The following is a 14,035-nucleotide window of genomic DNA, read 5'->3' as shown; positions in this document are numbered from 1 at the left end:
GCGCCGCGTCCGGTTGCACCCCGGGACCGCACGAATCGAGCACGAGAAGAGGACGCACCATGGCCACCACCGAGCTGACCGCCGAGAACTTCGAGAGCATCGTCGACTCGAACGGCATCGTCGTCGTCGACTTCTGGGCCGACTGGTGCGGTCCCTGCAAGCAGTTCGCGCCCGTCTTCGACAAGTCGAGCGAGAAGCACGCCGACATCGTCCACGGCAAGGTCGACACCGAGGCGCAGCAGTTCCTCGCGCAGCAGGCGAACATCTCGGCGATCCCGACGCTCATGATCTTCAAGGACCAGACGCTCATCTTCAGCCAGGCCGGCGCGCTGCCCGCCCCGGCTCTCGAGTCGCTCATCGAGGAGGTGCGCGCCGTCGACGTGGCCGCCCTCAAGGAGCAGGCCGCCGCCGAGGCCGCGCAGGCCACGCCCGGCGCGAGCGCCGACCCCACCGCGATCTGACCCGCGCCTGATCCGCGCCGACGGCCCCTCCCCATCCGGGAGGGGCCGTCTGCGTCCCCACGGCATCTGCCGCCGCCGCCCGCCGAGCACGCCCCGGATACGATTGCCCCGATGACCTCCACCCCTTCCGCGCCCGCCGGATCCGCCGCCTCCGGCACCGCCCTGGCCCCCGCCCTCGAGCGCCTCGGCACGGTCTTCGGGTACGACGCCTTCCGGGGCGACCAGCAGGAGATCGTCGAGCACGTCATCGGCGGCGGCGACGCCCTGGTGCTCATGCCCACGGGCGGCGGCAAGTCGCTCTGCTACCAGATCCCGAGCCTGGTGCGGGAGGGCACGGGCGTCGTCATCTCGCCGCTCATCGCGCTCATGCAGGACCAGGTCGACGCGCTGCGCGCCGTCGGCGTCCGGGCCGCGTTCCTCAACTCCACGCAGGACCTCGAGACCAGCCGCGAGGTCGAGCGCGCCCTGCTCGACGGCGACCTCGATCTGCTCTACCTCGCGCCCGAGCGCCTCATCCTCGACCGGATGGGGCGGCTGCTGGACGAGGCCCGCATCGCCCTCTTCGCCATCGACGAGGCGCACTGCGTCTCGCAGTGGGGCCACGACTTCCGCAAGGACTACCTCGCGCTGTCGATGCTCCAGGAGCGCTGGCCCGATGTGCCGCGCATCGCGCTCACCGCCACGGCCAACGAGGCCACGCACGCCGACATCACCGCGCGCCTCGGCCTCCAGGACGCGCGCCACTTCGTCTCCTCGTTCGACCGCCCGAACATCCGCTACCGCATCGTGCCCAAGGCCGAGCCGCGCAAGCAGCTGGTCGACCTCATCCGGAACGAGCACGCGGGCGACGCGGGCATCGTGTACTGCCTGTCGCGCAAGACCGTCGAGCAGACGGCGGAGGCGCTGAACAAGCAGGGCATCACGGCGCTCCCGTACCACGCGGGCCTCGACGCGGCGGTGCGCCAGCGCAACCAGGCGCGCTTCCTCCGCGAGGACGGCATCGTCATGTGCGCCACCATCGCGTTCGGCATGGGCATCGACAAGCCCGACGTGCGCTTCGTCGCCCACATCGACCTGCCGAAGTCCATCGAGGGCTACTACCAGGAGACGGGCCGCGCGGGCCGCGACGGCCTGCCGTCCACCGCATGGCTCGCCTACGGCCTGCAGGACGTGGTGCAGCAGCGGCGCATGATCGACCAGTCCGAGGGCGACGCGCAGCACCGCAGGCGCCTGTCCCAGCACCTCGACGCGATGCTCGCGCTCTGCGAGACGGTCGGCTGCCGCCGCGTGCAGCTCCTCCGCTACTTCGGCGAGGAGACCGGTCCGTGCGGCAACTGCGACACCTGCCTCGAGCCCGTCGAGACGTGGGACGCCACGGTGCCGTCCCAGAAGCTGCTATCCACCATCGTCCGACTGCAGCGCGAGCGGAACCAGCGCTTCGGGGCGGCGCACCTCATCGACATCCTGCTCGGCAACGAGACCGATCGCGTCCGCCAGCAGGGGCACGACCAGCTCGCCACCTTCGGCATCGGCGGCGAGCTCACCGACGTGCAGTGGCGCGGCGTCGTCCGCCAGCTGCTCGCGCAGGGCCTCCTCGGCGTGAGCGACGACGGCTACGGCACGCTCGTCATCACGCCGGGCAGCGGCGACGTGCTCACCGGATCCCGCCAGGTCCCCATGCGCCAGGAGCCCGAGCGCATCGTGCGCGGCCGCGGCACCCGCACCACCCGGGCGAAGGGCGGCCAGTTGGTCGACCTCCCCGAGGAGGCGCAGGGCCTGTTCGAGGCGCTCCGCGCGTGGCGCTCGGAGCAGGCGAAGGAGCAGGGCGTGCCCGCCTACGTCGTGTTCGCGGACGTCACCCTCCGGGAGGTCGCGACGGAGCGCCCGCAGGACCTCGCCCGGCTCTCCGGGATCACGGGCGTCGGCCAGAAGAAGCTCGACACGTACGGCGAGGGGCTGCTCGCGGTCGTCGCCGCGGCATCGGCGGACGCCGGCTAGGAAGCCGGTCGACCGGCGGGCCGACCGACCGGGAGGCCGGCGGATCCGCGCGGCGACGGGGGAGGAGACCCGGTCCCGAGCCTCGAGGGCTGCGGGACCGAGCCGCGCACACGGCCGACTTTTACCCGAAGACCGGCCCGGCGCTGGCGGGACAGCTCACCCGAAGAGCTGTCGCCGTTGCCCACGATCGTACTGGTCCGGCTGCGGGCTCCACGCTGGCTGTGGGGAGCGGGCATCACGTGGTAACGGGGCGGTCGGCAGAGCGCCTTCCGTCGGGGCCCGCATGTAAACAGCGTGTAACGGGAGGCCGCAGACGCTTCATCGGGATTGCCAACACCGTATGGCGTATTTGTAATATGTCACCTACCACCGGCAACCCGAGGCCGGACGAGGGAGCACCATGGCAGTGACCGGAGCAGAAGCGGATGCTATCCGCACGGCGGAGCGTCGCGCCGCCGTCCTCCCCAGCGCCGGATCGCGGCGCCCGCTGGGCACCGAGGCGGTCACCCTCGAGGGCGGCCTGCTCGGGGCCTGGCAGGAGCGCAACCGGGACAGCACGATCCCCCACGCCATCGCGTCCATGGCCGCCGCCGGCAACCTCGACGACCTCCGCGCGGCCGTCGACGGTCCGGGCGAGCGACCCGTCCCGCGGTACCCGTTCCTCGACACCGACGTCTACAAGACCCTCGAGGGCGTGGCGTACGAGGTCGGCCGCGGCACGGCGAGCGCGGGGATGCGCGCGTTCCTCGACGAGGCGACGGACGTGCTCGAGCGCGTGCAGGCGGAGGACGGCTACATCGGCTCGTACGTGCAGCGGCCCGGATCCGAGCGCGAGCCCTGGTCCGACCTCGCCTGGGGTCACGAGCTCTACAACCTCGGGCACCTGATCCAGGCGGCGGTCGCCGACTCCCGCCAGGGCGGCGACGGGCGCCTCCTGGCCGTGGCCCGCCGCTTCGCCGACGCCGCCGTCCGCGCGTTCGGCCCGGGCGGCCGCGTCGAGGTCTGCGGCCACCCCGAGGTCGAGATGGCGCTCGTCGAGCTGCACCGCGAGACGGGGGAGCGGTCCTACCTCGACCTCGCCTCCGCGTTCGTCGACCGTCGCGGGCACGGCTCGGTGGCGACGCGCATCTTCCCCGCCGAGTACTTCCAGGACGCGCATCCGTTCCGGGAGATGCCGGCCGTCACGGGCCACGCCGTGCGCATGGCGTACCTCGCCGCGGGCGCGACGGACGTGGCGACGGAGACGGGCGACGCCGAGCTGCTCGCCGCCTCGGTCCGCCTGTTCGACGACGCCGTGCGCACCCGCCTCTACGTGACCGGCGGGCTCGGCAGCCGCCACTCCGACGAGGCGATCGGCGATGCCTACGAGCTGCCGAGCGAGCGCTCCTACAGCGAGACCTGCGCGGCCATCGCCGTGATGCAGTGGGCGTGGCGCCTCTTCCTCGCCACCGGCGAGTCACGCTTCCTCGACACGCACGAGACCGTGCTGCTGAACGCCTACGCGGTGGGCCTCTCCGCCGACGGCACCGGCTTCTTCTACGACAACCCGCTCCAGCGCCGCCCGGACCACCACGCGCAGTCCGGCGCCGAGACCGAGGGCGAGCTGATGCGCCGCCCGTGGTTCACCTGCCCGTGCTGCCCGCCGAACATCGTGCGCTGGATGAGCGAGCTGCAGGACCACGTCGCGGTGCAGGACGGCGACGACCTGGTGATCGCGCACCCGGCCGCGTGCGTGATCCGCACCGAGGCGATCGACGTGCGCGTCACGACCGCCTACCCGTGGGACGGCACCGTGCGCGTCGAGGTGCTGCGCGCATCCGGCGCCCCGACGGGCATCGTGCTGCGGCGCCCGGGTTGGTGCCGGTCCGCGACCGCGGTCGTGTCGGGCGCCGACGGGTCCGCGTCCGAGGTCGACGCGGCAGCCGGCGACCGGTGGATCCGCGCCACCCGCGCCTGGGCCGCCGGCGACGCGCTCGTGGTCGAGCTGGACATGCCCGTGCGGGCCCTCGGATCCCACCCGCACCTCGACGCCACGCGCGGCAGCCTCGCCGTGGCGCGCGGCCCGATCGTGTTCGCCGTCGAGCAGGAGGACGCCGGCGCCCCCGTCGACGACCTGCTCCTCGACCCGCGCGACCTGGCTTCGGCGCGGACCGTGCCGCTCCCGGTCCCCGCGCCGTGGGGTCCGGCGTCGGATGCGGCAGACCCCGCGTCGGGCGTCGCGCTCGCCGTGCGCCTCCGCCGCGGGCTCCCCGCGCCGGACGAGCTCTACCCCGAGGTCGTCCCCGGCACCACCTCCGCCGCGTCGGCCGACCCCGTCGACGCCGTGCTCGTGCCGTACGCCCTCTGGGGCAACCGGGCGCCGGGTGCGATGCGGGTCTGGATCCGCGCCGCCGACACCGGCTGAGCCGCCCTCCGCGCGCACGCCACCCGGATCCACCCGGTCCGGGCGGTCGCGCGCACCTCCGCCTCCCCTCCCCTTCCATCGCACGACCCCGTCCGTCACTCCCCACCCGGTGCGCCTCGGCCGCCATCCACGAAACGAGAGTCCGATGAACAGACGAATCACCGCAGTCGGGCTGGCCCTCGCCGCCAGCCTCGCCCTCACGTCCTGCGCCGGTGCCGGCGGCAAGGCCGCCGCCGACATCACCGGTCCGGCCGACACCGGCGGGACCATGAACGTCCTGCAGGTGTCGGACTTCCCGCACCTGGATCCCGCGATGGGCTACGAGACCGACCTCGCGGACGTCTACCGGCTCATCTACCGCACGCTCACCACGACCACCGGCAAGGACGGCGCCACGATCGCGCCCGACCTCGCCACCGACACGGGGACGCCGAACGCCGACGCGACCGAGTGGACCTTCACCCTCAAGGACGGGCTGAAGTTCGAGGACGGCTCCCCGATCACGAGCCAGTCGATGAAGTTCGGCGTGGAGCGGTCCTTCGACCCCGCGCTCGCCATCGGCTCGCCCTACGCCCGCATGTACCTCGAGGGCGGCGACGCGTACAAGGGCCCGTACCAGTCGGGCGACCTGGCCTCCATCGAGACCCCCGACGAGAAGACCATCGTCTTCCACCTCAACCGCTCCGTGCCCGAGTTCGCGAGCGTCACCGCGCAGAGCACGTTCGTGCCGTTCCCCGTGGACAAGGACCGCGTCACGGTCACGAGCATGGACCAGCAGCCCATCTCCTCCGGGCCGTACAAGGTGAGCGCCCGGACGCAGGGCCAGTCGCTCACGCTCGTGCGCAACCCCGAGTGGGACGCCTCCACCGACGAGGTCCGCACCGCCAAGCCGGACGAGTGGCAGTTCACGATGGGGCTCGACCAGGCCACCATCGACGAGCGCATGATCGACGGACAGGGCGACGACGCGAACGCCATCGCCTACGGGATCACGGCGGCGTCGGTGTCCCGCGTCCAGACGCCGCAGATCAAGGCGCGCACCGTCTCGGGCGACACCGGTTGCACGACGTACCTCGCGCTCAACACGACCAAGCCGCACCTCGGCGACGTGCGCGTGCGGCAGGCGATCGCCTACGCCGTGGACAAGAAGTCCCTCGCCGACGTGGCGGGCGGCCCCATGATCGCGGAGCCCGCGTCGACGATCCTCACCCGCAGCGTCCCCGGCCACAAGGACTTCGACCTCTACCCCAGCACCGACAGCTCCGGCGACGTCGACAAGGCCAAGGCGCTCCTCGCCGAGGCGGGCGTCCCGGACGGCTTCACGATCACGCTCGACGTGGCCAGCATCCCCACCTCGCAGAAGGCGGCGGAGGCGCTCCAGCAGTCCCTCGCCCGCGTCGGCATCACCGTCGCCATCAACCTCCTCGACGTGGCGACCTACAACGAGACCATCGCCACCACCTCGCAGCAGCACGACGCGGCCGAGGCCGGCTGGTGCCCCGACTGGAACTCCGCCAGCACGGTGCTCCCCATCCTGTTCGACGGACGGCAGATCCCCGAGAAGGGCAACAGCAACCTCTCGCAGATCGACGACCCCGCGATCAACGCGAAGATCGACGAGGTCTCGGCCATGACCGACCTGAAGGCCGCGGACACCGCCTGGGGCGACCTCGACGAGCAGATCCAGCAGCTCGCGCCCGTCGTGCCGCTCCTCTACGGCCAGGCCGTCCTGGTGCTGGGACAGAACGTCCGGAACGCGTACTCGAGCCCCCTCTACGACGGAGCCCCGGACTTCGCCACCATCGGCCTCCACACGGGGAAGTAGGCGGTGACCACCACCCTCCAGGGCGCCTCGGCGTCCGCCTCGGCCCCCGCCTACCCGACGGGACGGCCGCCCGCCGTCACGCCGGCCAAGCGCGTGGTCGCGGCCCTCCGGTCGAAGCCGTCCGTCATCGCCAGCGTCGTGTTCGTGGTGCTGGTCCTGGTCCTCGCGGTGTTCGCGCCGCTCCTGTCCGGGATCACCGGCTGGGGCCCGACGACCTTCGACGCCGACGCCGTGGACCCGGCCCTCGGCGGCCTCCCCATCGGCCCGTTCGGCGGCGTCAGCGCCTCGCACTGGTTCGGCGTGGAGCCGCAGAACGGGCGCGACATCTTCGCCCGCATCGCCTACGGCGCCCGGGTGTCCCTCCTCATCGCGGTCTCCGCCACGGTCGTCACCACGACGATCGGCGTGGTCGCGGGCCTGGTCGCCGGCTACTTCGGCGGGATCGTCGACCAGGTCGTGTCGCGGGTCATGGACCTCCTCATGGCCTTCCCGGCGCTGATCTTCATGATCGCGATCCTCTCGGCGCTGCCCGCGGGCAACCGACCGGCGCTGCTCGTCCTCACGCTCAGCGTCTTCGGCTGGCCGTACACGGCGCGCCTCGTGCGCGGCCAGACCATGACGATCCGCACGCGCGACTTCGTGGAGGCGGCCCGGGCATCCGGCGCCTCCTCCATGCGCGTCATCTTCCGGGAGGTGATGCCGAACCTGCGCGGCACCATCATCGTGCTGGCCACGCTCTCGGTGCCGGGCTACATCGGCACCGAGGCGGGCCTGTCCTTCCTCGGGGTGGGCGTGCTGCCGCCGACGCCGTCATGGGGCCAGATGATCTCCGACTCGGTGAACTGGTACACGGTCGACCCGGCGTACTTCGTCGTGCCCGGCTCGTTCCTCTTCCTCACGGTGCTGGCGTTCACGGTCTTCGGCGACCACCTCCGCACCGCGCTCGAGCAGGGGGAGGCGGCATGATCGGCTACCTCGTCCGCCGGCTGGGGGCGGCCCTCGTGGTGCTCGCGCTCATCAGCCTGTTCACCTACATGATCTTCTTCCTGCTCCAGCCGGACCCCGCCGTCACCATCTGCGGCAAGACCTGCACGCCGGACAAGATCGACTCCATCCGCCAGCTCCTCGGCCTCGACCGGCCGTTCTGGGCGCAGTACGGCGACTTCGTCACGGGCATCTTCACGGGCCGCACCTACGGGGACGGCCCGACCGCGATCCAGTGCTCCGCGCCCTGCCTGGGCTTCAGCTTCCAGACGCAGCAGTCCGTGCTCGACCTGATGCTGTCCCGCCTCCCCGTGAGCATCACGATCGCGGTCGGCGCGGCGGTCCTCTGGGTCGTCTTCGGCGTCGCCGGCGGACTCGTCAGCGCGATCAAGCAGGGCAGCGTGTGGGACCGGACCGCGATGGCGGCGGCGCTCACCGGGATCAGCGTGCCGATCACCTTCGCGGCGCTGCTCCTGCAGTACGTGCTCGTCGTGCAGCTGCAGGTGCTGCCGTTCCCGCAGGCCGTGGCGTTCGGCGACGACCCCGTCCTGTGGTTCGAGTCGTACCTGATGCCCTGGATCGTGCTCGCGCTCGGCTACGCGGCCATCTACGCGCGCATCGTCCGGGCCAACGTGATCGACACCCTGCAGGAGGACTACCTGCGGACCGCGCGCGCCAAGGGGCTGTCGGCGTCGCTCGTGATACGCCGCCACGCCCTCCGGCCGTCGCTCACGCCCGTCGTGACGCTGTTCGGCATGGACTTCGCCGGGCTGCTCGGCGGGGCCGTGATCGCCGAGAAGATCTTCGGCCTCAACGGCGTCGGCAAGCTCGCCGCCGACTCCATCGCCAAGAACGACCAGCCCGTCATCATGGGCGTCACGCTCCTCGCCGCCACCTTCGTGGTCGTCGGGAACGTGGTCGTCGACGTGCTGTACACCGTGCTCGACCCCCGAGTGAGGATCACCTCGTGACCGCCACCGCACCGCACCAGCCGCCCGCCCGCGCCGTCGCGGGGACGCCGCTCCTCGAGGTCGCGAACCTGACGATCGCGTTCCCCACCTCGCGCGGGCCCGTCGAGGTCGTGAAGGACCTCTCCTTCCGCGTGGAGCCGGACAGCACCCTCGGCATCGTGGGGGAGTCCGGATCCGGCAAGTCGATGACCTCGCTCGCCGTGATGGGGCTCGTGCCCCGCGGCGGGAAGGTCACCGGCAGCATCAAGCTCGCGGGGGAGGAGCTCGTCGGGCGCAGCGACAGGGAGCTGCGGGCCATGCGCGGCGACCGCATGGCGATGGTGTTCCAGGATCCGCTGTCCTCGCTCAACCCCTACTACACGGTGGGGCTGCAGATCGAGGAGGCCTACCGGTCGCATCGCTCCGGCTCGCGGAAGTCCGTGCGGTCGACCGTGGTCGCGGCGCTCGACCGGGTCGGGATCAAGGAGGCCTCGACGCGCGTCGACCACTACCCGCACCAGTTCTCGGGCGGCATGCGGCAGCGCATCATGATCGCGATGGCGCTGTGCCTCGAGCCCGAGCTGCTCATCGCCGACGAGCCGACCACCGCGCTCGACGTGACGGTGCAGGCGCAGATCCTCGACCTCATGCGCTCCATCCGCGCGGAGACGGGGATGGGCATGCTCGTCATCACGCACGACCTCGCCGTCGTGTCCTCCCTCGCGGACGAGGTGCTCGTCATGCAGGGCGGGCACCGCGTCGAGAGCGGCACCACCGAGCGCGTGTTCACCGCACCGGAGGATCCGTACACGCACGCCCTGCTCGAGGCGATCCCCCGCATCGACGCCGCCTACGACCGCCTGACGACGGGACCCGCCTCATGAGCCGCCACGACGCCTCCGCGCCCGGCCCGACCGCGCCCGCGCCCGCCGCGGCGACGCCGGAGCCGTTCCTCTCCGCCCGCGACCTGACGAAGGAGTACGTGACGCGCGGCGGCCGCGGGCTGCGGCCGCCCGTGCGCCGCTTCCTCGCGGTCGACGGCGTGAGCCTCGACGTGCCGACCGGGCAGACGCTCTCGATCGTGGGGGAGTCCGGATCCGGCAAGTCGACGACCGCCCGCATCATCGCGCACCTGCTCGACCCGACCTCCGGCACGTTCGCGCTGAGGGGCGAGGACATGACGCACGCGAAGGGCGCCGCCCTCCGCGAGTTCCGGCGGCAGGTGCAGGTGGTGTTCCAGGATCCGGCGTCGTCGCTCAACCCGCGGCACACGGTGGAGCAGATCATCAGCGCGCCGCTGCGGTACCAGGGCATCACGACGCCGGGCGGGCACGGCAAGCTCGTGCGCGACCTGCTCGACCGCGTGGGCCTCGACCCGGACCACGCGCAGCGCTACCCCGCGCAGTTCTCGGGCGGGCAGTGCCAGCGCATCGGGATCGCGCGGGCGCTCGCCGTGAGCCCGGGCCTCATCGTGTGCGACGAGGCGGTCTCCGCGCTCGACGTGACGGTGCAGGCGCGCGTGATCGCGCTGCTGCGCGACCTGCAGCGCGAGCGCGGGCTCAGCTACGTCTTCATCGCGCACGACCTCGCCGTGGTGCGCCAGCTCTCCGACCGCGTCGCCGTGATGAGCGCGGGCAAGGTCGTGGAGGAGGGGACGCGCGACGACGTGTTCGAACGGCCCCAGCACCCGTACACGCGGTCGCTGCTGGACGCCGTGCCGCGGATCGACCCGGAGTGGGACCGCAAGCGCCAGCTCGCACGCGCCGCGGCCGGCCTCGACACCACCGCCATCGACACGACGGACGGGTCGGCCGCGTGATCGTCGGATCCGCGACCGTCCCCGGCGTCCACGTCACCGAGCACGAGATCGAGGTCCCGCTCGACTGGGCGGCGGCCCGCGACGGCGAGCCGACCGCGACGATCACGGTGTTCGCCCGCGAGCTCGTCGCGCCCGCCCGCCGCGGCGACGACCTGCCCGCGCTCCTCTACCTCCAGGGCGGCCCGGGCGGCAAGTCGCCGCGCGTCATGGACGACGGCGGCTGGATCGGCCACGCCCTCCGCACGCACCGCGTCGTGCTCCTCGACCAGCGCGGCACCGGGCGGAGCACGCCCGTCACCGCGCGCACCATGACCCGGTTCGGCGACGACCACGAGTCCGCCGCCCGCTACCTCGCCCTGTTCCGGGCCGACTCGATCGTGCAGGACGCCGAGGCGCTCCGGCAGCACCTCGAGGGCGGGCGCCGCTGGTCGACGCTCGGCCAGAGCTACGGCGGGTTCCTCACGCTCACGTACCTGTCGCTCGCGCCCGAGGCGCTGTCGGCCTGCTACGTGACGGGCGGCCTCGCCTCGCTCGACCCCGACGCCGAGGAGGTCTACCGCCGGACCTACCCCCGGACGGTCCGGAAGAACGCCGGGTACCACGCGCGCTACCCGGGCGACGTGGGGATCCTGTCCCGCCTCGCCGACCGGCTCGCGGTCGGCGACGTGACGCTGCCCGACGGGGACGTGCTCACGGTGAAGCGCCTGCAGACCATGGGCATCGACCTCGGCATGGCGCCGGGCCGCGAGCGGATCCACGCGCTCCTCGACGAGGCGCTCGACGACCGCGGCGAGCCCACCGACGTGCTCCTCGCCGAGGCGCTGCGCCTCACCTCGTACGCGGGGAACCCGCTGTTCGCGGCGATGCAGGAGAGCATCTACGCGTCCGGCACCCGACCCGCGACCGCGTGGGCCGCCGAGCGGGAGCGCGGCCGGCACCCGGCGTTCGCGCCGACCGCCCGGCCGCTGCTGCTCACCGGCGAGATGATGTACCCCTGGATGTTCGACGAGATCCGGCTGCTGCGCCCGTTCCGCGGCGCGGTCGAGGCGATGGCCCACCGGGACGACTGGCCGGAGCTCTACGACCCGGCCCGGCTCGCCGCCAACGACGTCCCCGTGGCCGCCGCGATCTACCACGACGACATGTACGTGGACGCGGGCCTGCAGCAGGACACGGTCGCGCGCGTGGGGAACACCCGCGCGTGGATCACGAACGAGCACGAGCACGACGGCCTCGGAGCGCCTGGCGTGCTCGGGCGGCTGATGGACACGATCGCCCGCGATGGAGGAGGCCTGCCCCGATGACCGACACGACCCACGACACGACGCCCGTCACGACGCCCGCGTCCGTCACCCCCGAGGACCGGCGCCCGCCGCGCCTCGCGGAGGTGCCCGCCTTCCAGGACCTCATGGCGCGCGGCTGGATCACGCCCGACCGCACGCCGGCCACCGTGCCGGGCGCGGTCGACGCGGCCGCCGCGCACCGTGCCCGGCTGAGCGCTGCGCTGCCCGGCGTCACCCTCGCGGTGGCGGGCGGGTACGCGCCCACGCGCAACGACGACTGCCGCTACGCGTTCCGCGCCGACAGCGACTTCGTGTGGCTGACCGGCGTGCAGGTCGAGGGCGCCGTGCTCGTGATGCACGCGGTGCCGGGCGGCCACGACGCCGTCCTGCACGTGCCCGCTCCCGCCCACCCCGGCGACCCGCGCTTCTACTCGGACGCCGACCACGGCGAGCTCTGGGTCGGCCCCGCGCCGGCGCACGCCGACTGGCAGGCCGTGCTCGGGATCCCCGTGCGCGACCCCGACCGCATCGCGCGCGACCTCGCCGGCGTCCGCGACGTGCGCCGGGCGGGGGCCGTCACCGGAGTGCCCGCGGCGCTCGCCGACGTGCCGCGCGACCCGTCCCTCGTGGCGACGCTCGGCGAGCTGCGCGTGATCAAGGACGCGTGGGAGATCGAGGAGCTGCGCCGCGCCGTCGACGACACGGTCGAGGGCTTCGCGGAGGTCGTGCGGGCGATCCCGCGGGCGCAGGCCCACGGCGGCGAGCGCTGGCTGCAGGGCACGTTCGACCGGCACGCGCGCACGGTCGGCAACGGCCCGGGCTACGCCACCATCGTCGGCGGCGGCGGGCACGCGACGACGCTGCACTGGGTGCGCTGCGACGGTCCGCTCCGCGACGGCGAGCTCGTGCTGCTCGACATGGGCGTGGAGGCCAGGAGCCTCTACACGGCGGACGTCACCCGCACGTTCCCCGTCGACGGCACGTTCTCGGCGGAGCAGCGCCTCGTGCACGACGTCGTGGAGCGCGCCCACCGCGCGGGGCTCGACGCCGTGGCGCCCGGCCGTCCGCTCGTCGACTTCCACCACGCGTCCATGGAGGTGGTGGCGCAGGGCCTCCACGACATGGGGATCCTGCCCGTGTCGGTCGACGAGGCGCTCTCGCCCGCGGGCCAGCACCACCGCCGCTGGCTCGTGTGCGGGATCGGGCACCACCTCGGGCTCGACGTGCACGACTGCTCGGGCGCCGGTCTCGCCGGCTACGACCGCGCGGTCGAGGCGGGCATGGTGCTCACGGTCGAGCCGGGCCTGTACTTCCCGCCGGACGACGGGATGGTGCCGCCGGAGCTCCGGGGCATCGGCGTGCGGATCGAAGACGATATCGTGGTGACGCAGACGGGGTCCGACGTGCTGTCGGATGCGCTGCCGATCGACGCACGGGGCCTGGAGTCCTGGATGCGGGAGCAGCGATCCCCGTCCTGACCCGAGGAGGAGGACCCGCATGAGCCTCTCCGCACTGCGACCCGCACCCCCGCGCGAGAGCCTGCGCGAGCACGTCCACCAGGCCCTGTCGGCGGCGATCGTGTCCGGCGAGCTGGAGCCCGGCACGCTCATCACCGTGCCCACGCTCGCCGTGCGCTTCGACGTCTCGGCCACGCCCGTCCGCGAGGCGGTCCTCGAGCTCGAGAAGCGCGGCTTCGTGGAGACGGTCCGCAACAAGGGCTTCCGCGTCACGGCCGTGAGCGACGAGGAGCTCGGCCACCTGGTGCAGGTGCGCCAGCTCCTCGAGGCCCCCGCCATGGAGCGGCTCGCCGGGCGCCTGCCCGACGGCGCGCTCCCGGGCCTCGAGGCGCTCGCCGACCGCATCGAGCAGGGCGCGCGCGAGGGGGACCTCCGCGCGTACCTGGAGGCCGACCAGGAGTTCCACCTCTCGCTCACGCGCATCCTCGGCAACCCCGTGCTCACGGAGGCCATCGCGGACCTCCGCTCGCGCACGCGCCTCGTCGGCCTCGCGTCGATGAAGGAGAGCGCCATGCTCGACGCCTCGGCGGCCGAGCACCATGAGCTGCTGCGGGCGCTGGTCGCCGGCGACGGCCCCGGGGCGCACGAGCTCATGGTGCGGCACATCCGGCACGCCACCGGCTGGTGGGCGGGGCGCGGCGAGGACGAGGCCGCCGCCGTCGCGGAGCCGGAGCACGCGGAACCCGTCGCCTGATCCCCTCGCTGCCGGCCGGGCTTCCCCTCGCAGACGATGTGTGACATATTACTGTCACCGCCGACCGCCACCCGCCTCCCCGAGGCGCATCCACCCGTGA

General features: G+C 73.0%; 11 protein-coding genes. All 11 read left to right on the top strand.

Going from position 1 to position 14,035, the window contains the following annotated elements; translation table 11 throughout:
- Window positions 1-59 precede the first annotated feature (59 nt).
- The 11 genes from trxA (at window position 60) to ITJ44_RS05455 (ending at window position 13,935) form a co-directional block, all read left to right on the top strand.
- On the top strand, window positions 60-461 hold the full coding sequence (gene trxA, locus ITJ44_RS05505) for a thioredoxin (protein ID WP_012037481.1): 402 nt from the start codon (window positions 60-62) through the stop codon (window positions 459-461).
- Between the two features lie 111 nt (window positions 462-572).
- Window positions 573-2,459: a DNA helicase RecQ gene (gene recQ, locus ITJ44_RS05500; protein ID WP_194633709.1), complete on the top strand. Its 1,887-nt coding sequence runs from the start codon at window positions 573-575 to the stop codon at window positions 2,457-2,459.
- Between the two features lie 400 nt (window positions 2,460-2,859).
- Entirely contained in the window at window positions 2,860-4,863 is a 2,004-nt protein-coding gene (locus ITJ44_RS05495; protein WP_194633708.1) for a glycoside hydrolase family 127 protein, read from the top strand.
- A gap of 145 nt (window positions 4,864-5,008) precedes the next feature.
- On the top strand, window positions 5,009-6,688 hold the full coding sequence (locus tag ITJ44_RS05490) for an ABC transporter substrate-binding protein (protein WP_194633707.1): 1,680 nt from the start codon (window positions 5,009-5,011) through the stop codon (window positions 6,686-6,688).
- Window positions 6,689-6,691: 3 nt separating this feature from the next.
- On the top strand, window positions 6,692-7,654 hold the full coding sequence (locus ITJ44_RS05485) for an ABC transporter permease (protein ID WP_194633706.1): 963 nt from the start codon (window positions 6,692-6,694) through the stop codon (window positions 7,652-7,654).
- Entirely contained in the window at window positions 7,651-8,643 is a 993-nt protein-coding gene (locus ITJ44_RS05480; protein ID WP_194633705.1) for an ABC transporter permease, read from the top strand. The genes ITJ44_RS05485 and ITJ44_RS05480 overlap by 4 nt, the downstream gene beginning before the upstream one ends.
- Entirely contained in the window at window positions 8,640-9,506 is an 867-nt protein-coding gene (locus ITJ44_RS05475) for an ABC transporter ATP-binding protein (protein ID WP_194633704.1), read from the top strand. The genes ITJ44_RS05480 and ITJ44_RS05475 overlap by 4 nt, the downstream gene beginning before the upstream one ends.
- Window positions 9,503-10,441 carry an ATP-binding cassette domain-containing protein gene (locus tag ITJ44_RS05470; protein WP_194633703.1) on the top strand — a complete coding sequence of 313 codons (939 nt, stop codon included), beginning with the start codon at window positions 9,503-9,505 and terminating at the stop codon, window positions 10,439-10,441. The genes ITJ44_RS05475 and ITJ44_RS05470 overlap by 4 nt, the downstream gene beginning before the upstream one ends.
- A complete protein-coding gene (locus ITJ44_RS05465; RefSeq protein WP_194633702.1) occupies window positions 10,438-11,745 on the top strand; it encodes an alpha/beta fold hydrolase in 1,308 nt (435 codons plus the stop codon). Before ITJ44_RS05470 ends, ITJ44_RS05465 begins: the two co-directional genes overlap by 4 nt.
- Window positions 11,742-13,202, top strand: coding sequence for an aminopeptidase P family protein (locus tag ITJ44_RS05460; protein WP_194633701.1), 1,461 nt, complete (start codon window positions 11,742-11,744; stop codon window positions 13,200-13,202). Before ITJ44_RS05465 ends, ITJ44_RS05460 begins: the two co-directional genes overlap by 4 nt.
- A gap of 19 nt (window positions 13,203-13,221) precedes the next feature.
- Entirely contained in the window at window positions 13,222-13,935 is a 714-nt protein-coding gene (locus ITJ44_RS05455) for a GntR family transcriptional regulator (protein ID WP_194633700.1), read from the top strand.
- The last annotated feature ends 100 nt before the right edge of the window (window positions 13,936-14,035 follow it).

Origin of the sequence: Clavibacter sp. VKM Ac-2873, assembly GCF_015351075.1 — a bacterium.
Taxonomy (GTDB): Bacteria; Actinomycetota; Actinomycetes; order Actinomycetales; family Microbacteriaceae; genus Clavibacter.
This window is presented reverse-complemented; position numbering and strand designations above follow the sequence as displayed.